Origin of the sequence: Klebsiella sp. 54, assembly GCF_018223875.1 — a bacterium.
GTDB classification, from domain to species: Bacteria; Pseudomonadota; Gammaproteobacteria; order Enterobacterales; family Enterobacteriaceae; genus Klebsiella; species Klebsiella quasipneumoniae.
In genome coordinates this window covers 93,053-111,832 of record NZ_JAGRRA010000013.1, presented here as the reverse complement: position 1 = coordinate 111,832, position 18,780 = coordinate 93,053, and the positions used below count along the sequence as shown (strand labels likewise).

The 18,780-nt window shown below is 58.7% G+C and carries 19 protein-coding genes; 9 read left to right on the top strand and 10 right to left on the bottom strand.

Translation table 11 applies throughout. The features are described from left to right. The first annotated feature begins 424 nt into the window (after positions 1-424). Complete coding sequence (locus tag KHQ24_RS22110; protein WP_004175940.1) at positions 425-547, top strand: small membrane protein; 123 nt, start codon at positions 425-427, stop codon at positions 545-547. A gap of 340 nt (positions 548-887) precedes the next feature. Here the strand turns inward: KHQ24_RS22110 and patD are convergent, their stop codons facing one another. The 6 genes from patD to KHQ24_RS22080 form a co-directional block, all read right to left on the bottom strand. Further along, on the bottom strand, positions 888-2,315 hold the full coding sequence (gene patD, locus KHQ24_RS22105; protein ID WP_094311973.1) for an aminobutyraldehyde dehydrogenase: 1,428 nt from the start codon (positions 2,313-2,315) through the stop codon (positions 888-890). Between the two features lie 22 nt (positions 2,316-2,337). Beyond that, on the bottom strand, positions 2,338-3,144 hold the full coding sequence (locus KHQ24_RS22100; RefSeq protein ID WP_017900483.1) for an ABC transporter permease: 807 nt from the start codon (positions 3,142-3,144) through the stop codon (positions 2,338-2,340). Further along, positions 3,134-4,063: an ABC transporter permease gene (locus tag KHQ24_RS22095; protein ID WP_211777473.1), complete on the bottom strand. Its 930-nt coding sequence runs from the start codon at positions 4,061-4,063 to the stop codon at positions 3,134-3,136. The genes KHQ24_RS22100 and KHQ24_RS22095 overlap by 11 nt, the downstream gene beginning before the upstream one ends. 1 nt (position 4,064) lies before the next feature. Further along, positions 4,065-5,078, bottom strand: coding sequence for an ABC transporter ATP-binding protein (locus KHQ24_RS22090; protein WP_004202778.1), 1,014 nt, complete (start codon positions 5,076-5,078; stop codon positions 4,065-4,067). Positions 5,079-5,094: 16 nt separating this feature from the next. Further along, a complete protein-coding gene (gene ydcS, locus KHQ24_RS22085) occupies positions 5,095-6,240 on the bottom strand; it encodes a putative ABC transporter substrate-binding protein YdcS (protein WP_048324447.1) in 1,146 nt (381 codons plus the stop codon). Between the two features lie 305 nt (positions 6,241-6,545). Continuing rightward, positions 6,546-7,958 carry a PLP-dependent aminotransferase family protein gene (locus KHQ24_RS22080; protein ID WP_094334059.1) on the bottom strand — a complete coding sequence of 471 codons (1,413 nt, stop codon included), beginning with the start codon at positions 7,956-7,958 and terminating at the stop codon, positions 6,546-6,548. 721 nt (positions 7,959-8,679) lie between these two features. On the opposite strand from KHQ24_RS22080, the gene KHQ24_RS22075 reads away from it, so the two are divergent. The 5 genes from KHQ24_RS22075 (at position 8,680) to KHQ24_RS22055 (ending at position 11,976) form a co-directional block, all read left to right on the top strand. Next, on the top strand, positions 8,680-10,077 hold the full coding sequence (locus KHQ24_RS22075) for a cytochrome ubiquinol oxidase subunit I (RefSeq protein WP_211777472.1): 1,398 nt from the start codon (positions 8,680-8,682) through the stop codon (positions 10,075-10,077). Beyond that, entirely contained in the window at positions 10,077-11,087 is a 1,011-nt protein-coding gene (cydB, locus tag KHQ24_RS22070) for a cytochrome d ubiquinol oxidase subunit II (RefSeq protein ID WP_114508200.1), read from the top strand. Before KHQ24_RS22075 ends, cydB begins: the two co-directional genes overlap by 1 nt. Then, entirely contained in the window at positions 11,087-11,212 is a 126-nt protein-coding gene (locus KHQ24_RS22065) for a DUF2474 domain-containing protein (RefSeq protein ID WP_004202785.1), read from the top strand. The genes cydB and KHQ24_RS22065 overlap by 1 nt, the downstream gene beginning before the upstream one ends. A gap of 96 nt (positions 11,213-11,308) precedes the next feature. Further along, entirely contained in the window at positions 11,309-11,593 is a 285-nt protein-coding gene (locus tag KHQ24_RS22060) for a hypothetical protein (protein ID WP_004202787.1), read from the top strand. Between the two features lie 149 nt (positions 11,594-11,742). Further along, positions 11,743-11,976 (top strand): DUF2554 family protein, encoded by a 234-nt coding sequence (locus KHQ24_RS22055; RefSeq protein WP_017900476.1) that lies wholly within the window; start codon positions 11,743-11,745, stop codon positions 11,974-11,976. Positions 11,977-11,988: 12 nt separating this feature from the next. Here KHQ24_RS22055 and KHQ24_RS22050 read toward each other — a convergent pair whose 3' ends face one another. Further along, on the bottom strand, positions 11,989-13,950 hold the full coding sequence (locus tag KHQ24_RS22050; protein WP_085846096.1) for a peptidase U32 family protein: 1,962 nt from the start codon (positions 13,948-13,950) through the stop codon (positions 11,989-11,991). A 33-nt stretch (positions 13,951-13,983) separates the two neighbouring features. Between KHQ24_RS22050 and KHQ24_RS22045 the strand changes: the two genes are divergently transcribed. Then, the gene (locus tag KHQ24_RS22045) at positions 13,984-14,151 is read left to right on the top strand and encodes a hypothetical protein (RefSeq protein WP_032425876.1); all 168 of its coding nucleotides are present in this window, start codon (positions 13,984-13,986) and stop codon (positions 14,149-14,151) included. Between the two features lie 10 nt (positions 14,152-14,161). Here KHQ24_RS22045 and KHQ24_RS22040 read toward each other — a convergent pair whose 3' ends face one another. After that, the gene (locus KHQ24_RS22040) at positions 14,162-14,731 is read right to left on the bottom strand and encodes a helix-turn-helix domain-containing protein (protein ID WP_004202791.1); all 570 of its coding nucleotides are present in this window, start codon (positions 14,729-14,731) and stop codon (positions 14,162-14,164) included. A 184-nt stretch (positions 14,732-14,915) separates the two neighbouring features. Between KHQ24_RS22040 and KHQ24_RS22035 the strand changes: the two genes are divergently transcribed. Next, the gene (locus KHQ24_RS22035) at positions 14,916-16,082 is read left to right on the top strand and encodes a benzoate/H(+) symporter BenE family transporter (RefSeq protein ID WP_211777471.1); all 1,167 of its coding nucleotides are present in this window, start codon (positions 14,916-14,918) and stop codon (positions 16,080-16,082) included. On the opposite strand, the gene KHQ24_RS22030 is transcribed toward KHQ24_RS22035, so the two are convergent. Next, a complete protein-coding gene (locus tag KHQ24_RS22030) occupies positions 16,059-16,928 on the bottom strand; it encodes an AraC family transcriptional regulator (RefSeq protein ID WP_004202793.1) in 870 nt (289 codons plus the stop codon). The genes KHQ24_RS22035 and KHQ24_RS22030 overlap by 24 nt on opposite strands. 185 nt (positions 16,929-17,113) lie before the next feature. Here KHQ24_RS22030 and KHQ24_RS22025 point away from each other — a divergent pair, with 185 nt between their 5' ends. Further along, positions 17,114-18,010 (top strand): DMT family transporter, encoded by an 897-nt coding sequence (locus tag KHQ24_RS22025; RefSeq protein WP_032456156.1) that lies wholly within the window; start codon positions 17,114-17,116, stop codon positions 18,008-18,010. Positions 18,011-18,057: 47 nt separating this feature from the next. Here the strand turns inward: KHQ24_RS22025 and KHQ24_RS22020 are convergent, their stop codons facing one another. After that, positions 18,058-18,726, bottom strand: coding sequence for a DUF3313 domain-containing protein (locus tag KHQ24_RS22020; RefSeq protein WP_004202796.1), 669 nt, complete (start codon positions 18,724-18,726; stop codon positions 18,058-18,060). Between the last annotated feature and the right edge of the window lie 54 nt (positions 18,727-18,780).

Genomic DNA, 18,780 nt, shown 5'->3' with positions numbered 1-18,780 from the left:
AACCCGGGAGCGTGCGCCACCGCGCTGGCGCGTATGGTGGATTGATTCGTCGGTGATTAAATATTGCGAATAAATATCACCCGCTGACTGCAAATATAAAAGCCTTATTTATAGTCGTGAAATAGTTTCTGTTCAGCGCAATCTGATTCATCTGATAAAGATAATATTTCGCCAATCGCAAATGAAAAGATTAGCGCGCCTTGACCGAAAATGCGATATACCACACTGGCGCTGGATCTGAATAAGATAACAGGCGGCTACAAGCTATTGTAACCAAACCTTTTCCTGTCTGGCCTCGCTGGCCAGGGCCCAAAATAGCGCTAAATGACAACAAATATCATTTGCCTTCTCTGCAGAGAATACTTACATTCATAACTATTGGTAATGTTTTTAGCGCAGTGCGCTTTTATATTTCGAGGTGGATATGTCCGGAATCATCACGCTGGTCATCGCGCTGATCCTGCTGGTCGCGGCGGTGTATAATCTTATTTCCTATATACGTGACCGTCGCAGCGCCAGCTTGCCGAGCAAAAAAACCAAACGCTGAACACGGTTAAAACAAATTCCTCCCTGCTCCAGCGTCGCTGGCATCCTCCTCTTCCTGGCTTACTGTGGACATAAAAAAGCCCCTGCCATCAGGCAGGGGCCGGTATCCGGTCGCAAACCGCGACGTTGCCGCCTCACCCGCCGGGCGCGATGCGCCCAGGGTGGCTGGCGAACCCCATCCGGCGCTTATCTCCGGCACTCACGATGGCTTAGCTCTTGAAGGGGTATCAGAATAATCTCACATCCCCCGCCGCGAGTTTTAACCATTTTTGCCATCGTGACTATTAGCGCACTAACACACCCATTGCGTAATAATCTTTTGCCGCTTAAGGGTCAATCCGTTAGCCATGTTTAACCATCACATGGCGAACCACGGTGTAATCCTCAAGGCCATACATCGACATGTCTTTCCCGTAGCCCGACAGCTTCTGGCCGCCATGCGGCATTTCACTCACCAGCATAAAGTGGGTGTTGACCCAGGTGCAGCCGTACTGCAGCCTGGCGCTGAGCCGGTGGGCGCGGCCAACATCTTTCGTCCACACCGAAGAGGCCAGCCCATACTGGGAGTCATTTGCCCAGCTCAGGGCCTGCGCTTCATCGCTGAAAGGCGTCACGCTGACCACCGGGCCAAACACTTCGCGCTGCACGATAGCGTCCTCCTGCCGGGCGCCGGCGAGCAGCGTCGGCTGGAAATAATAGCCGGCGCCGTCAGCCCGATTGCCACCGGTAACCACTTTAATATGCGGTAGCGCCTTTGCGGCTTCCACCGCGGCGCTGACCCGCTCAAGATGGGCCAGCGAGCTCAGCGGCCCCAGCTCGGTGGCGGCATCCTCCGGCGCCCCCATTTTCAGGCTGGCCACCGCCGCCCCGAGCTTCTCCACCAGCTGCTCATAAATACCCTGCTGGGCGTAGATCCGGCAGGCGGCCGTACAGTCCTGGCCGGCGTTGTAAAACCCGAAGGTCCGAACGCCATCCACTACCGCGTCGATATCCGCGTCGTCAAAGACGATGACCGGCGCCTTACCGCCCAGCTCCATATGGGTACGTTTAATCGACGAGGCGGTATGGCCGATGATATGGGCGCCGGTGGCAATCGACCCGGTCAGGGAAACCATCCGCACTTTCGCGTGAGCGGTCAGCGGATCGCCCACCGTTTTGCCGCGGCCAAACAGTACGTTGATCACCCCTTCCGGGAAGATATCTTTTGCCAGCTCTGCCAGCTTCAGCGCCGTCAGCGGCGTGATCTCGGAGGGTTTTAGCACCACGCAGTTGCCTGCCGCCAGCGCCGGGGCCAGCTTCCAGGCCGCCATCATCAGGGGATAATTCCACGGTGCGATGGAGGCTACCACGCCCACCGGGTCGCGACGGATCATCGAGGTATGCCCTTCCAGATACTCTCCGGCCGCCATCCCCGGCAGGCAACGGGCGGCCCCGGCGAAGAAGCGGAAAACGTCCGCAATGGCCGGCATCTCATCGTTAAGCACGCAGTGCAGCGGCTTGCCGCAGTTCAGCGACTCCAGCTGCGCCAGGGGCTCCGCCTGCGCCGCGATGGCATCCGCCAGCTTCAGCAGACATTCCGCGCGCGTTTTCGGCGTCGTCTGGCTCCAGGCATCAAACGCCCGATCCGCCGCCTCAACGGCGGCATCCACCTGGGCCGCTGTCGCTTCGGCAATCTCCAGGATCACTTCGCCGGTCGCAGGGTTGTATACCGGCACCTTTTCGCCTTCACCTGCCACTAACTTACCGTTTATTAAGAGGTTGTGTTGCATAGCATTATCCTGTTTCATGGTTTTATTTCCCGTTTCCGGCGACGTTATCGCCGTCGCGGGTGAGCCACCAGGCCCCTAAGATTGGTATCGTTGTTACCAGCATCACCAACAGCGCGACAACGTTGGTGACGGGCACATCTCGCGGCCGCCCCAGCTGATTCAGTAACCACAGCGGCAAGGTTCGCTCATGCCCCGCGGTAAAAGTCGTGACGATGATTTCATCAAATGACAGGGCGAATGCCAGCATCCCGCCCGCCAGCAGCGCCGAACCCAGATTGGGTAGCACCACGTAGCGAAAGGTCTGCCAGCCAGTCGCCCCCAAATCCATCGAGGCCTCCACCAGGCTCCAGGAGGTCCTGCGGAAGCGAGCGATGACGTTGTTAAACACCACCACCACGCAGAAGGTCGCGTGCCCCACCACGATGGTCAGCAGACCAGGCTCCAGGCCGACCGCTTTAAAGGCTGTCAGGAGCGCCAGGCCGGTTATAATCCCCGGCAGGGCGATGGGCAGGAGCAGCAGTAGCGACACCGCGTTCTTACCAAAAAAGGTGCTCCGCCACAGGGCACCTGCAGCAAGCGTGCCAAGCACTAAGGCAATGGCCGTCGACAGGGCGGCGATCTTAAGTGACAACGTCACTGCCTCCAGAATATCGCTGCGCCCTGCCGCCTCACTGAACCAGCGCAGCGTCAGCCCCTGCGGCGGAAAGCTGAAGGCAGCATCTTCGGTATTAAAAGCATAGATGGCAATGATCAGCAGCGGAAAGTGGAGGAACACCACCCCGCCCCATGTCGCCAGTTTCAGGTACCAGGGTGCGCGTTCAGAGTGCATCGAAGGCTCCCAGACGTTTCACGAACGCCAGATAAAGGGCAATCAGCACGATCGGCACGAGGGTAAACGCCGCCGCCATCGGCATATTGCCGATCGCCCCCTGCTGCGAGTAGACCATATTGCCGATAAAGTACCCCGGTGGGCCGACCAGTTGCGGCACGATAAAATCGCCCAGCGTCAGCGAAAAGGTGAAGATCGACCCGGCGGCAATTCCGGGAATAGCCAGCGGCAGGACCACGTAGCGAAAGGTCTGCCGTGGGGCAGCGCCAAGATCGGCCGAGGCCTGCAGCAGAGAGCCCGGAATACGCTCCAGCGCCGCCTGCACCGGCAGGATCATAAAAGGCAGCCAGATGTAGACGAAGACCAGAAAGCGTCCGAGGCCGGAAGTGGATAAGGTGTTGCCGCCCACAGCCGGGACGGTCAACAGAGCGTTCAGCGCCCCTTCCAGCCCGAGATGGCCGAGGAACCACTGCGCTACGCCATCTTTGGCCAGCAGCAGCACCCACGCGTAGGCCTTGACGATATAGCTGGCCCACATCGGCAGCATGACCGCGATATAAAAGAAGGCCTTCATTTTGCCGCTGGTGTAGCGCGCCATATACCAGGCCATCGGCAGCGCCAGCAGGGCGCTGGCCAAGGTCACGCACAGCGCCATCACCAGGGTGCGGACGATAATGTCGTAGTTGGCGGGGTTGAACAATGCCTGCAGGTTGACCAGCGTAAAGTCGCTGGTCACCGACATGGTGAAGTCGTCAAAAGTGTAGATACTCTGCCACAGCAGGGTCAGCAGCGAGCCCAGATAGACGATGCCAAACCACATCAACGGCCCAAGCAGCAGCAAAAACAGGCCCAGCGCCGGCCGGCGCCAGAAGATCCCCGATACGCGTCCGGCCTGCGCAGGAACAATCGCCATGGTCATCTCAGCCTCCGCTTTCCAGCGGGGTCATCGCCGCCCGCGACCATGACGCCTGCACCGTTTGCCCGGTTCGAGGAACGCTCGCCGCCGCCGCGCCGTCGATATTGGCCTGGCTGACCAGCAGCTTGTCGCCATCCGCCAGCCGGAGCTCGATCCGCGTCGCCGCCCCCTGATACTGTACCGCCTGAACCACGCCCTGCACCTGCACCTCCCCGCCGCCCTGCAGGCGAACATGCTCCGGGCGCAGCGACCAGCAGCCCGCCAGGCCGCATAACCGCCGGGCCGCCTCGGCCTCAAAGACGTTGGCGGTGCCGACAAAACCGGCGACAAAGGCGGTCTTCGGATGCAGATAAAGATCCTGCGGGGCGTCCACCTGCTCAATGCGCCCGTTGTTAAACACCGCCACGCGATCGGACATCGACAGCGCTTCGCTCTGGTCGTGTGTAACGAAGATGAAGGTGATCCCCAGCGACTGCTGTAGCTTTTTCAGCTCCACCTGCATCTGCTCGCGCAGCTTTAAATCCAGAGCGCCCAGCGGCTCGTCGAGCAGCAGCACCCGCGGCTGGTTCACCAGCGCCCGGGCGATGGCGACCCGCTGCCGCTGACCACCGGAGAGCTGGGAGGGCTTGCGATGGTGCGCAAAACCGAGGGCCACTTTCTCCAGCGCTTCCTGGGCGCGGGCATGGCGCGCTTTCTTCGCCACGCCTTTGACCATCAGGCCGTAAGCAACATTGTCGAGGATCGACATATGGGGAAACAGCGCATAGTCCTGGAACACGGTATTGACGTCCCGCTGCCAGGGCGGCAGCTCGCTGGCCGGCTGACCGAAGATCCGGATGGTGCCGCCGGAGAGCTGCTCAAAACCAGCAATCAGCCGCAGGCAGGTGGTTTTCCCCGAGCCCGAAGGACCCAGCATCGAGAAAAACTCGCCGTCACGGATGCCAATGCTGACCCCGTCCACTGCCCGTACATCGCCATACAGGCGCGATACATTCTGAAACTCGACCGCGTACGTCATTGTTTACCTCCGATCCTTAGCGGCCGCCCATTATCGCAATGTAGTCCTGCGTCCAGCGGCTGTAGGGAACGTATTTCCCCCCCTCGGCAATCGGCGTTTTCCAGAAGTGGATGCGGGTAAACTGGTCATAGCCGTTGGTCTCACAGCCTTTCTCTCCGAGCAGCGCGCTGGCTTTACAGCCCTCAGGCACCACCGGCAACGAGCCGAACCAGGCCGCCACATCGCCCTGCACCTTCGGCGTGAGCGACCAGTTCATCCATTTATAAGCGCAGACCGGGTGCTTCGCCTCGCTGTGCAGCATGGTGGTATCCGCCCAGCCGGTCACCCCCTCCTTCGGAAATACGGTAGCGACAGGCTGGCCTTCCGCCTTCAGGCCGTTGGCCTGATAGGGCCACGAGCTGGAGGCGGCCACCCCTTCGTTTTTGAAGTCGTTCATCTGCACGGTGGCGTCATGCCAGTAGCGGTGGATCAGCGGTTGCTGGTCACGCAGCACCTTCAGCACCGCGTTGTACTGGGTTTCGGTCAGCTGATAGGGGTCGTCGATCCCGAGCTGTGGTTGGGTGGCTTTGACAAACAGCGCGGCGTCGGCGATATAGATCGGGCCATCATAGGCCTGCACCCGCCCCTGATTGGTTTTGCCATCCGGAAGATCCTGCTTCACGAAGACCACGCTCCAGCTGTCCGGCGGCGTCGGGAATACGCGGGTGTTGTACATCAGCAGATTCGGTCCCCACTGATACGGCGTGCCGTAAACTTTGCCCCCGACGTTAAACCATGCCCCTTGCGCAATGCGCGGGTCGAGAGTGTGCCACCCGGCAATCAGCGCTGTGTTAATCGGTTGAACGCGTTTGCCCATGATCAGACGCAGCGAAGCATCGCCCGAGGCAGTCACCAGATCGTAGCCGCCCTTGGCCATCAGGCTAACCATTTCGTCAGAGGTGGCGGCAGTTTTCACATTAACCTGACAGCCGGTCTCTTTTTCAAACTGGCTGACCCAGTCGTACTGCTTGTCGGTCTGACCGCGTTCGATATACCCCGGCCAGGCGATAATATCCAGGCGCCCTTCCGGTTTATCCAGCGAGGTGAGTGGCTCAGCCGCCTGTACGGTCAGGCAGGCCATCCCCAGCACATAAAGGCTGCAACGGGCCAATTTTTTGCTCATCAGGTGTTACTCCTGTCACAAGGGAATTAGCGGCAGCCGTGCCGTAAAAATATCTCCTGAAATAAGGGTAGTCAGCGGATTAACGCCCTCGAGGGAATTTATTCAGGTTGTGACCCGGGACGCATTACGCAAAGATCGCCAACACAAGAATGACTTTATGGATTATAGACAACGAGTTAGAGAAAAAGGAGGGGTATGCATATTTCCTATGGTGAGCGCCGGTAAAATAATGACCGGCCTCGATAAAAAAAACTCTTCGTTTATTTATAGCGATTGGTTATCGCGGCGAAAAATAGCCAAAGCGATCAGGAAAGCTGCTCACGAATTAGTTCACCCAGCCGCTTCACCCCTTGCTCTTCGCGTTCTCCCCAGCCCCAGGCGGTATTGAAACGAAAAAACGAGGTCCAGCTGGCAGAGGTGGAAAACATTTTTCCCGGAGCGATGCTGATGTGCGACGCCAGCGCCCGGGCGCTCAGCACGCTGGCATCCGCCCCTTCCGGTAGTTCGATCCACAGAAAATAGCCGCTGTCGCTGTGATGAATAATGACCTCCGGCGGCAGATGGCGCAGCAGCGCCTGCCAGGCCTGCTGTTTACGTTCCGCCAGCTGGCGACGGAGACGGCGCAGATGGGCGTCATAGCGTTTGGTCGACAGGTAATCCACCAGGGCTAACTGCATCGGCGAGCTGGTGGAGAGCGTACTCATCAGCTGCAGCTGCTGGATCCGCCGCGCCTGTTTCCCGGCCGCCACCCAGCCGATGCGAAAGCCGGGCACCAGACATTTTGAAAACGAACTGCAGTGCAGCGTCATATCCTGTTGATCCCAGAACTTCGCCGGCAACGGCTTCTCGCGGCCAAAGTAGAGCTCGCTGTAAACATCATCTTCAATCAGCATCACGTCATAGCGCGCCAGCAGCGCCACCAGCGCTGCTTTTTTTTCGGCGCTGAGGGTGAAGCCGAGCGGGTTCTGGCCGTTGGTCATCAGCCAGCAGGCCTTGACCGGATAGTTTTGCAGGGCCGCCTCCAGCGCCGTCAGGTCAATGCCCTCTTTGACGTCGGTGGCCACCGACAGCGCCTTCAGACGCAGCCTCTCCAGCGCCTGCAGGGCTCCGTAGAAACAGGGATTTTCCACCACCACCCAGTCGCCGGGCTCGGTCACCGCCTGCAGGCTGAGGTTTAGCGCCTCCAGCGCTCCGGCGGTAATGACGATCTCGTCGGGCGAGACGTTCATCCCCTGCAGAGCATAGCGCCGGGCAATGGCGTGCCGTAGCTCCGCGTTGCCCGGCGGCAGGTTCTCAATCACGCTCATGGCGGTGGCAGTTTTACTCACCTGCGCCAGCGAACGGTTAAGCTGCTGGAGCGGAAAGAGGCGCGGATCCGGGAAGGCCGAGGCAAAGGGCAGCATTGACGCCTGGCGGCTGGCCTGAAGCACCTCAAAGATGTAGGTATTGATATCAACCGCTTCATCGCGGGTCACCTGGGCAGGCGGCGCCGGCTGACGAAGCTTCACCGGCTGGGGGGCAACGTAATACCCTGACTGTGGTCGGGCGACGATGCGCCCCTGGCTTTCCAGTAGCTGATAGGCATGGCTGACGGTCATAAAGCTCATGCCGCTGCTGATCACCTGCTCGCGCAGCGAGGGGAGCCGATCGCCCGGTAACCAGACGCCCAGCGCGATCTGGTCGGTCAACTGCTGCGCCAGCTGTTGATACTTTTTCATTGTTACCCTTTCCTTGCTGCAAACTCCTTTTATCATATATCAGTTGTTATAAATTAACAGTTTTAAGAAACTGTTATGTAAAACAGCGCAACCCTATCGCTCAGAAAGCCCCCAGGCCGGAGTTACGCGAAAATTGCCCAAAACAACGTAATTATGCCCAACCAAAAAATGAGCATGATACCGAGCGTAATACATAAACTATGTAATCCTTTTTCTGACATGTACATTCCTTTGTATTGATATCCTGAGAATAAAATACAAAGCGCGGTAAAAGACGACAATTTAAAATTATTTAATTCACAATTAACTGCCTCATCTTTTTTACTGTTCCTAATACTAATAAATGAGTTGAGGCATAAACTTTTATGAATAAAGTACCGACAAGAAATGCTTTGACTGTCGTGCTCTGAGGATATTGCCCAAAAAACCTGAATGGCCATACCCGCCTCAGTTCAGGTCTAAGCCAATTCGTAAGCCTGCGATAATTAAAGGATATATATAATCCATATTTCCCCATGGCCAATAATTTGGTTGTGCTTTTAGGGTTGAAAAAACGGCGCGACTCCCCCGAGGGGCAGTACTGCGCTGAATGTCCCGGAGACCGGCAAAAAGATCATAACAGCCGCCAACTGTTATGCTAAAAAATGAACCGACTGCCTCTGCCCCCTTGCCACCGCCCTGCCTAAAATTGCGCTGAATCAATTTTGTTGTGGAGTCCTGCATGTTCGGTCTTGATGCATTCCATCTGGCGCGAATTCAATTCGCCTTTACGGTCTCGTTTCATATTATCTTTCCCGCCATCACCATTGGCCTGGCGAGCTACCTGGCGGTTCTCGAAGGCCTGTGGCTGAAAAGCAAAAATCCCACCTGGCGCTCGCTGTACCATTTCTGGTCGAAGATCTTCGCCGTCAACTTCGGTATGGGAGTGGTATCCGGGCTGGTGATGGCCTATCAGTTCGGCACTAACTGGAGCGGTTTCTCGCAGTTCGCGGGCAGCATCACCGGCCCCCTGCTGACCCATGAAGTCCTGACGGCGTTCTTTCTCGAAGCCGGTTTTCTCGGGGTCATGCTCTTCGGCTGGAACCGCGTGGGGCCGGGGCTGCACTTTTTCGCCACCTGCATGGTAGCCCTGGGGACCATCATCTCAACCTTCTGGATCCTCGCCTCCAACAGCTGGATGCAGACTCCGCAGGGATTTGAAATCGTCGATGGCCAGGTAGTGCCCGTCGACTGGCTGGCGGTGATTTTTAACCCGTCGTTCCCCTACCGCTTACTGCACATGACGGTGGCGGCATTTCTCAGCAGCGCGCTGTTCGTCGGCGCCTCGGCGGCCTGGCATCTGCTGCGCGGCAATCAGTCGCCAGCGATCCGCAAGATGTTCTCCATGGCGCTATGGATGACGCTGCTGGTCGCGCCGGTCCAGGCGCTGATCGGCGATATGCATGGCCTGAACACCCTGAAACACCAGCCGGCAAAAATCGCCGCCATTGAGGGCCACTGGGAAAACCCGCCCGGCGAGCCGACGCCGTTACTATTGTTTGGCTGGCCAGATATGGAACAGGAGCGCACCCGCTACGGGCTTGAGATCCCGGCGCTGGGCAGTCTGATCCTCACCCACAGCCTGGATAAACAGGTGCCGGCGCTGAAGGAGTTCGCCCCTGAGGATCGGCCAAACTCCACCGTGGTGTTCTGGTCATTTCGCCTGATGGCCGGTCTCGGCATGCTGATGTTGCTGCTCGGGGCGCTGGCCCTGTGGCTGCGCCGCGGCGACCGGCTGTACCACTCGCGGCCGTTTCTGCGCTTTGCCCTGTGGATGGGCCCCTCAGGACTGATTGCGATTCTCGCCGGCTGGGTGACTACCGAAGTGGGCCGCCAGCCATGGGTGGTGTATGGCGTTCAGCGCACCGCCGAGGCGGTTTCCGCCCACGGCGATCTGCATATGTCGGTCAGTTTGTTGACCTTTATTGTGGTTTACAGCGCCGTCTTCGGCGTCGGCTACAGCTATATGCTGCGCCTGATCCGCAAGGGGCCGCAGGCGGTGCAACCCGCGACAACCGGTACGCCAGCCCGCCCGCTGTCCGCCGCTACTGAAGGTTATCTGCAGAAGGAGTCCCGCTAATGGGTATCGAATTATCGGTGATCTGGTTCGTGATTATCATCTTTGCCACGCTGATGTACATCGTCATGGACGGCTTTGATCTGGGCATTGGCATACTGTTCGGCACGGTCCAGGGCAGCACAGAGCGCGACGTGATGGTGAACAGCGTCGCCCCGGTTTGGGATGGCAATGAGACCTGGCTGGTGCTGGGCGGCGCCGGTCTGTTTGGCGCCTTTCCTCTTGCCTACGCGGTGATTATCGACGCCCTGTCGATCCCCCTGACCCTGATGCTGATCGGCCTGATCTTTCGCGGCGTGGCCTTTGAATTTCGCTTCCAGGCCACGCCGTCGCACCGGCCGTTCTGGGATCGCGCCTTTTTCGGCGGTTCCCTGCTGGCAACCTTCAGCCAGGGCGTGGTGGTCGGAGCGGTGATTAATGGTTTTACCGTCAGCGGTCGCACCTTCAGCGGCGGCATGTTTGACTGGCTGACCCCGTTCAACCTCTTTTGCGGACTCGGGCTGTGCGTGGCCTATGCGCTCCTCGGCGCCACCTGGCTGGTAATGAAGAGCGAAGGCGCGCTGCAGCAGCGGATGCGCAGGGCGTCGCGGCAGATGCTGGTCGCGCTGCTGGGGGTATTTGCCGTCATCAGCCTGTGGACGCCGCTGGCGCACCCGGCGATCGCCGCCCGCTGGTTCAGCCTGCCGAATCTCTATTTCCTGCTGCCGGTGCCGCTGCTGGTGCTCCTGATTAGCGCCTGGCTATGGCGCACGCTACCTCTGCATGACCGCCATGTCTCGCCTTTCACCCTGACGCTGGGCCTGGTGTTTCTCGGCTTTAGCGGACTGGGGATCAGCATCTGGCCGCATATTATTCCGCCGTCGATCACCCTGTGGCAGGCCGCCGCCCCGCCGCAAAGCCAGGGCTTTATGCTGGTGGGCGCGCTGCTGATTATTCCGGTTATTCTTGGCTATACCTGCTGGAGCTATTACGTGTTCCGCGGCAAAGTCCAGCCCGGGGAGGGGTATCATTGATGAAAACCGTCTGGTCCAAACGTCTGCTGTGGCTGATCGCGCTGTGGGGAGGCAGCGTGCTGACGCTGGCCGCCATCAGCCTGCTATTTCGCCTGCTGATGACCGCCGCAGGTCTTAAAGTTTGAACCGGGATGCAGAGTATTCCGGATCTGGACTTCTCCATCTTGTCTTCACTTTTACCTGCTGAAATACGCGGACACATCAGAATAAAGGATATTGCTATGAAGAAGTTAGCTTTACTCTCCGCCGCGTTGACGCTGGGAATATCGTCATGGGCTTTCGCTGCCGACAACCCGCCGCCGCCGCCAGAAAAAGGCGCGCACCATCAGGGTAAATTGCCGGCGAAAAAGGGCCAACACGACGGTAAGCAAGTGCAACACAACGGCAAGCAGCCGCAGCATGATGGCAAGCAGCCGCAACGAGACGGCAAACAACCGCAGCATGGTGGTAAGCAGCCGCCAAAAGGCGGCGAGCACAGCGGGAAACCACTGCCGCCAAAAGCGTAATCCCTCAGGCCTGGCCTTCTACGCCAGGCTTTTTTCACCCTCTTTCAGCAGACATTGACAAACTCTTGCCCTTCTTTGATAAACCGGGAAAAAAACCTGCACAGCCCCTGGCATAGTAAGCCCACGCCATTGATTCGCAGAGAAAAGGTATGTTGAGAAGAAGCACGAGTGCCCTGCTGTTGTTGTGCGCGCTATTTTCCGGGCATCTGCTGGCCCACCGTCAGGGGCACGATTACTTTCCGGTACAGGGTCTCGAACAGCAGCTGCTGCATGAGGCGGATAGCGATGAGCTTCGCAGCCGGTGCGAAGAGAACGCCGCCGACCTGCGCGAGCATCACCGCTGGCAGGACGCCCGCAAACCGCGGGCATCACACAGCCAGTAGCGTCGCCGCAGATCAGGCCCCTTTGCGCTTCGGCAGGGTCTTCATCAGCTCGTCAGGGCTAACGGAGGCCACGATGCTCCCCGGATGCGGCATTTTGAGGATATGGTTTTTGATCTTGCCGACCACGTGCATTTCGCACGGACGGCAGTCAAACTTCAGGGTCAACACTTCATCGCCATGGATCAGCTGCATCGGCGTGGCTTTCCAGCTCTTGATGGAGCCTTTCGCCTGTTTCGGACAGAGATTGAAGGCAAAGCGCAGGCAGTGTTTGGTGATCATCACCGGCACATCGCCCTTCTCTTCGTGCGCTTCATAGGCGGCATCAATCAGCTGCACGCCATAGCGCTGGTAGAACGCCCGCGCCTTATGGTTATAGACGTTGGCGAGGAAGGAGAGATGGGTCTCCGGGTAAACCGGGGGCGGCACGGAGACCGGCTTGCGGGTACCGCGCTGCCAGGCGTTGAGACGCGCGTCATCCAGCATTTCGGCGGTTTCACGACGCAGCTGGTTGAGCAGGCTGTTGGGAACAAACAGCGGCGGCAGGTTGACCTGCACATCGCGCGCATAATAAATGGTTTGCCCCAGTTTTGTGACACCGTCACGCAGGTTGGTTAGCGCTTTCTCTGCCTGGTTAGCTTCGGCAAACGCCCCGTCAAGGGTATGGGTCACGCTGACGCCATCTTCACAGGTCATGGTGAGAACCAGCTGCTCCTGCCAGCCGCTTAGGGTGACGTCTACGGCGATGCGGCGTTCGCTGGAGGTCTTCAGCAGCGCCTGCTGCCAGTTGTGGTCGAGGTTGCGGTTAAGCGCCTGATGCGGACGCACTTTATGCAGATCCGCAGGCATCTCGTTCGGCCACACTCGATAGCGATTTTCGCCAGTTTTTTCCACGGTATTGGCGCGGAAACCCACCACTTCGCGCTTAATCATCACGTTAAGGCCGTCGCCGTTGGTTAACGGTTCGCTAACCTCGACGTCGAGATGGTCTTTACCCACCTTCAGCACTTCGCCCACCGGCAGTCCGATAAATTTTGGCGAATCAAAGGCGCCGATATCGCCTTTACGGGCATTAACGAAGTAGTCGGTGCTGCCGCGGTGGAAGGTTTTATCGGTGGACGGGATAAAGAAATGCTCAGTGCGGCCGGCTGAAGCGCGCGCGAGGTCGCCGCGGTCTTCGATTATGGCGTCCAGCATCTGGCGGTAGTGAGCGGTGATGTTTTTCACGTAGCTCATGTCTTTGTAACGGCCTTCAATTTTGAAGGAGCGTACCCCGGCGTCGATCAGCGCCGCCAGGTTGGCGGTCTGGTCGTTGTCTTTCATCGACAGGAGATGCTTTTCATAGGCCACCACGCGCCCCTGATCGTCCTTCAGGGTATACGGCAGGCGACAGGCCTGCGAGCAGTCGCCGCGGTTGGCGCTGCGTCCGGTCTGGGCGTGGGAAATGTAGCACTGGCCGGAATAGGCCACGCACAGTGCGCCATGGATAAAGAATTCAATGGTGGCGTCAGTATTATCGTAGATGGCTTTGATTTGACTGAGGTTCAGCTCGCGCGCCAGCACGATCTGGCTGAAGCCGGCGTCTGAGAGAAACTTTGCTTTCTCCACGCTACGGATATCGCACTGGGTGCTGGCGTGCAGCTCGATTGGCGGCAGATCCAGCTCCATGATCCCCATATCCTGAACAATCAGCGCATCGACGCCCGCGTCATAGAGATCCGTGATCAGCCGCTGCGCCGGCTCCAGCTCATCGTCATGCAGAATGGTGTTCAGCGTCACAAAGACCTTGGCGCCAAAGCGATGGGCGAAAGGCACCAGCCCGGCGATGTCACTCAGGCTGTTGCTGGCGTTGTGGCGGGCGCCAAAGCCAGGTCCACCGATATAAACGGCGTCAGCGCCGTGAAGGATCGCTTCGCGAGCGATACCGGCGTCGCGGGCAGGACTAAGAAGTTCAAGACGATGATTGTGCAGGCGCATACGCGTGTTGTTATCCAGTATAAGGGGGTCGAAATGGCGGCTATTGTAGTCAGAACCGGGCGCAGACGAAAACCTTTTCCGCCGTCATGGGACGACGAATTTTCAGTTTTCAGCAAAGTATTGAAGGAAAAGATATTTCCTTCAAATCACCGTACAGAGTACTGTCATTACGTATTCCGGATTTTCCTCGTCACGTTGTGAGTGGTTATCATCAGTCATCTTGTCTGGCCGCGGGTTCGCCCGCGGTTTTTTCTTTTGGATAATGGATAAGCGAATGGAAATGAGCCGCCAGGACGCCGCTGTTCCGATAGGCATGCGCCGCATCGCCGGCAAAGCGCCGACCCTCACCCGCCTGCAGCGAGTGCCATTCCCCCTGTAAGCAGAGCTCCAGAGTACCGCTAATCACCACCACATGCTCAATCACCCCTTGTTCATGCGGCGTCGATTCACTCAACGCCCCGGGAGCGAGGGTTATCGAGAAATGATCAAAGCGCAGCTCCGGGTCCCACGGAAAGACCGGGGTTACCACCATCGCCTGCTGCTGCGGGTCAAACGCGGAGGGCGCCACGCTGTCATCCGGAACGATAAATGCCGAAAACGGCACGTTCAGCCCGGTGGCAATCTTCCACAGCGTCGCTACCGTCGGACTCGATTCATTCCGCTCTATCTGCCCGAGCATGGCTTTCGACACCCCGGTCTCTTCCGCCAGACGCGACAGGCTCCAGCCGCGCTGCTGACGCAGATGTTTGAGGGTGGCCGCCAGATGTTGCGCAATATTCATCCTACCTCCTGATTTTTCAGCCCAGAGTATACCCCCATTTGCCTCATTCTACAGGGCGATTAGCGGCATCGCGGGCCGTTTGCGACGAGCGCCTCGGTGGCGCTACCCTCACGCCGCGGATAGCTTGTGCGCTATAACGTACAATGATAGAGTAAACGGACGTTATAACGCACAAGAGAAAACTATGCGCTCGTTTACCGTTCCGCTTCCCACCCTGTTCGCCGGCTTCGTCGCCGTGCTGGTGGGCTACGCCAGTTCTGCCGCCATCATCTGGCAGGCCGCCGCGGCCGCCGGCGCCACGCCCGGGCAGATCGCCGGCTGGATGACGGCCCTGGGCCTCGCCATGGGCGTCAGCACCCTAGCGTTGAGCGGCTGGCGAAAAGTGCCGGTGCTCACCGCCTGGTCAACGCCGGGCGCCGCCCTGCTGGTCAGCGGCCTGCAGGGGGTGACCCTACCCGAGGCGGTGGGGGTATTTATCTTCGCCAATGCGCTGATCGTCCTCTGCGGCGTCACAGGCCTGTTTGCCTGGCTGATGAAAATCATTCCCCATTCGCTGGCCGCCGCAATGCTGGCCGGCATTCTGCTGCGTTTCGGTTTGCAAGCCTTCGCCGGCTTACAGGATCATCTGCTGCTGTGCGGCGGCATGCTCGCCGCCTGGCTTCTGTGTAAGACGCTGTGGCCCCGCTTCGCCGTGGTGGCCGCGCTGGCTGCGGGGGCGCTGATAGCCGCGGTCTCCGGGGAAGTGGCCAGCGCCGCTGTGCCGCTGGCGTTTGTCGCACCGGAATGGATCGCCCCGCAGTTTACCCCGGCGCTGCTTCTCAGCGTCGGCCTGCCGTTCTTCCTCGTCACCATGGCTTCACAGAACGCGCCCGGGTTCGCTACCCTGCAGGCAGCAGGCTATGTCGTACCGGTCTCCGCGCTGATCGTTGTCTGCGGGGGGCTGGCGCTGCTGCTGGCGCCGTTTGGGGTCTACTCCATCTGTATTGCGGCGATCACTGCCGCCATCTGCCAGAGCCCGGAAGCGCACCCGGATCCTCAGCAGCGCTGGCTGGCGGCCATGGCTGCCGGCGGTTTTTATCTGCTGGCCGGTCTGTTCGGGGGATCGATCACTGCGCTGATGTCGGCCCTGCCGACAGCGTGGATCCAGATGCTGGCCGGCCTGGCGCTACTCGGCACCATCGGCGGTAGCCTGTTTCAGGCGGTACACCAGGCCAGTGAGCGCGACGCGGCGGTGCTGACCTTTCTGATCACCGCCAGCGGGGTGACGCTGGCGGGAATTGGTTCGGCGTTCTGGGGCGTGATGCTCGGCGGAGTGAGCTACGGCGTGTTATCCGCGCTGCGCCGCCCGTAGCTGGGAGGGCGTCAGGCCGGTGGCGGCTTTGACCCGATGGCTGAAATGGCTGGCGGAGCTGAAACCGCATGCCAGAGCGATCTCGGTGAGCGGCAGCGCGCTGTGGCAGATCAGGTTTTGCGCCTTCGCCATTCGCTGCTGCATCACATATTGATGCGGAGCCATATTCAGCGACTGGCGGAACATACGGGCAAAATGAAATTCACTCAGTCCCGCCTGCTGCGCCAGGTCGGCCAGGGTCAACGGCTGATCGAGATGAGCGTCAATCCAGGCCAGCACGTGACGCTTCACCCCTGGCGCCAGTCCTCCTGTGACCGAGGGCAAGCGCCACTGCACTGTGGAATAGTGCTGGATCAGATGGGTGAGCAACAAACTGCTGGCGGCGCTAAGTGTCAGCTGGTTCGCCGGCTGTCGCCAGTCATTAGCCAGCAAAAACTGACGATACACGCTGGTGATTTTGTCATCGCTGGCGAAGGTTTTTTCCTGCAGGGTGAAGTTAGCCGGGCTGCGATCCCACACTTCCTCCCCAACGCGGCGCAGATGCGCATCGGTACAATAGAGATGGACAAACGACAGATCGCCGCGGATATCCCAGACGCTTTCATCGCCTTTCGGCATCAGGCAAAAGCGATCCGGGCCGCCGCCATTCTTCCAGCCGTGCGGCGTCTTTTGATAGCTTTCATAACCATCGGCGATGTACAGGCTTAAGGTATGATGATCGCTGCGCACCGTCACGGTATCGCAGTTGTTATACCACGCGGCCAGTTGAATACCGGAATTCAGCTCCACGGTGCCCTTCAGCACCGCATTCTGTCGCCGTAATGTTTCAAACGTCCCGTAACCCATCGCCTTCACACATCTGTTCTGTCAAGAAAACTCTAGTCTAGGGAGACTGCGATGCGGTTTCCAGTCCTCACCGCCGGCAAAAGACAAATAAGCGCAAGAATTTGCAAGCCGACAACAAGCGGATGAAAGCCGCAGGTTGCGGCAGGCGGCATACTCCTCCGTTCAACAAGCAGAGGAGAACCAGGGTGAACGCATTACTTTATGCACTCGTTGTCGTTATCTGGGGGACGACGTGGATTGCTATTTTTTTACAGCAGGGGCCGGTGGCGGCGCCGGTATCGATATTCTGGCGTTTCGCCGTGGCCAGCGTCACAATGCTGACGATTCTGCTCGTCACACGACGTCTGCGGCCGCTGGGCGCGAAGGACCATTTCTGCTGCCTGCTGCAGGGCTGCTGCGTCTTCTGCTTCAATTTCTGGTGCTTTTATACCGCCGCCGCCTGGATCAACACCGGTCTGGAGTCGGTGATCTTTTCCATGGCGGTACTGTTTAACGCCATCAACAGCTTTCTTTTCTTCCGCCAGCAGCCGCCGGGACGCTTCTGGGCTGCCGCCGCGCTCGGTCTGGCCGGTATCGTCACCCTGTTCTGGGATGACCTGCTGGCCAACGGGCTAAACGCTACGCTACTGTGGGGGATCGGTCTGAGCGCGCTGGGCACCTATGGCTTTTCGCTGGGCAATATGTTCAGTATTCGTCACCAGCGGCGGGGGCTGGAGACGCTGACCACCAACAGCTGGGCGATGCTGTACGGCACGCTGGTGATGGGGGCTATCGCTCTGCTCCGCGGGGATAATTTCATGCCGGAGTGGACCGTCAGCTATCTTGGCGCCCTGCTTTACCTGGCGCTGTTCGGCTCAGTTGTCGCCTTCGGCGCCTATTTCACCCTTGTGGGGCGCATCGGCGCCAGCAAAGCCGCCTACAGTACGCTGCTGTTTCCGCTGGTCGCCCTGTCCATCTCCACCGTCTATGAAGGGTATGTATGGCACAGCAACGCCGTTATTGGACTGGCGCTGATCCTGTTGGGTAATCTGGTGATGTTTGCCAAACCGGAACAGCTGCTGCTGCGCCGAAAGCTGGCCTGAAACGGCGGAAGATAAATCAGCGCCGTCAGCAGACGGCGCTGACGAGATTACCGCTGGGAAGGGTCGAATTTGACGGCGTCTACCGCCATATCATCGATCACCTGCTTCATGGTTTCGATAGTCAGCGGCGTGTTTTCATTGGCCAGGGTTTTGCCCTCACCTTTACGAACCACTTTGATCACCGGCTTGTTGGTGCTGGCGTCAATCAGTTCGGCTTCAAAATAGAGGTCGGTGTCCATCGTACGATGGCCGGTGGCGGCTTGAGTACCGGCAACAATCATCGCTACCGGAACCACTTCATAGAACTGCAGCCCTTCTTTGCTGGAGTCCACTCCGGTAATCGCCCCGCGGAAAATAAGGCTACGCTTGCCGGCGGTGGTTGCCAGCGGTTTACGCTCGGAAATGGCCTGTTTGAGCTGTTTGTTGGTGTAATTCAAAATATCCTGCAGCGCCTTTTCACCCACCTGGGTCGTCGGCTTCGGTACTGGATAGTACGTTACCGGATGGTAGACGACATTATCGTAGTTGGCCGGATTGTAGTTTGGATCGATCCAACGCAGCTCCGACTTACCGGAGGCAGTGGTGGCTTCTTTCAGGTTGGAATAGTCTTTTAAAAAGCCCGAATACTGATTCGGTTGCGCCAGTTTGGACGCACAGCCCGTCAACGCTAACATCCCCGCCAGAGCGGCGACTTTAAATAACACGCGAGTACGCATAAAGAGATCCCTGTAAATGCAGTTTTTTCGGCAGACGTTATAGCAGATAAGACC

Bases quoted from the DNA above. Each gene is read 5' to 3' on its own strand.
- KHQ24_RS22090 (WP_004202778.1), bottom strand. From the start codon at position 5,078: ATGACGTACGCGGTCGAGTTTCAGAATGTATCGCGCCTGTATGGCGAT.
- KHQ24_RS22065 (WP_004202785.1), top strand. From the start codon at position 11,087: ATGAAAACCGTCTGGTCCAAACGTCTGCTGTGGCTGATCGCGCTGTGG.
- KHQ24_RS22030 (WP_004202793.1), bottom strand. From the start codon at position 16,928: ATGGGTTACGGGACGTTTGAAACATTACGGCGACAGAATGCGGTGCTG.
- KHQ24_RS22045 (WP_032425876.1), top strand. From the start codon at position 13,984: ATGGCGGCTATTGTAGTCAGAACCGGGCGCAGACGAAAACCTTTTCCG.
- KHQ24_RS22110 (WP_004175940.1), top strand. From the start codon at position 425: ATGTCCGGAATCATCACGCTGGTCATCGCGCTGATCCTGCTGGTCGCG.
- KHQ24_RS22040 (WP_004202791.1), bottom strand. From the start codon at position 14,731: ATGAATATTGCGCAACATCTGGCGGCCACCCTCAAACATCTGCGTCAG.
- patD (WP_094311973.1), bottom strand. From the start codon at position 2,315: ATGCAACACAACCTCTTAATAAACGGTAAGTTAGTGGCAGGTGAAGGC.
- KHQ24_RS22020 (WP_004202796.1), bottom strand. From the start codon at position 18,726: ATGCGTACTCGCGTGTTATTTAAAGTCGCCGCTCTGGCGGGGATGTTA.
- KHQ24_RS22080 (WP_094334059.1), bottom strand. From the start codon at position 7,958: ATGAAAAAGTATCAACAGCTGGCGCAGCAGTTGACCGACCAGATCGCG.
- KHQ24_RS22075 (WP_211777472.1), top strand. From the start codon at position 8,680: ATGTTCGGTCTTGATGCATTCCATCTGGCGCGAATTCAATTCGCCTTT.
- KHQ24_RS22095 (WP_211777473.1), bottom strand. From the start codon at position 4,063: ATGACCATGGCGATTGTTCCTGCGCAGGCCGGACGCGTATCGGGGATC.
- KHQ24_RS22055 (WP_017900476.1), top strand. From the start codon at position 11,743: ATGTTGAGAAGAAGCACGAGTGCCCTGCTGTTGTTGTGCGCGCTATTT.
- cydB (WP_114508200.1), top strand. From the start codon at position 10,077: ATGGGTATCGAATTATCGGTGATCTGGTTCGTGATTATCATCTTTGCC.
- KHQ24_RS22035 (WP_211777471.1), top strand. From the start codon at position 14,916: ATGCGCTCGTTTACCGTTCCGCTTCCCACCCTGTTCGCCGGCTTCGTC.
- KHQ24_RS22100 (WP_017900483.1), bottom strand. From the start codon at position 3,144: ATGCACTCTGAACGCGCACCCTGGTACCTGAAACTGGCGACATGGGGC.
- KHQ24_RS22060 (WP_004202787.1), top strand. From the start codon at position 11,309: ATGAAGAAGTTAGCTTTACTCTCCGCCGCGTTGACGCTGGGAATATCG.
- KHQ24_RS22050 (WP_085846096.1), bottom strand. From the start codon at position 13,950: ATGCGCCTGCACAATCATCGTCTTGAACTTCTTAGTCCTGCCCGCGAC.
- ydcS (WP_048324447.1), bottom strand. From the start codon at position 6,240: ATGAGCAAAAAATTGGCCCGTTGCAGCCTTTATGTGCTGGGGATGGCC.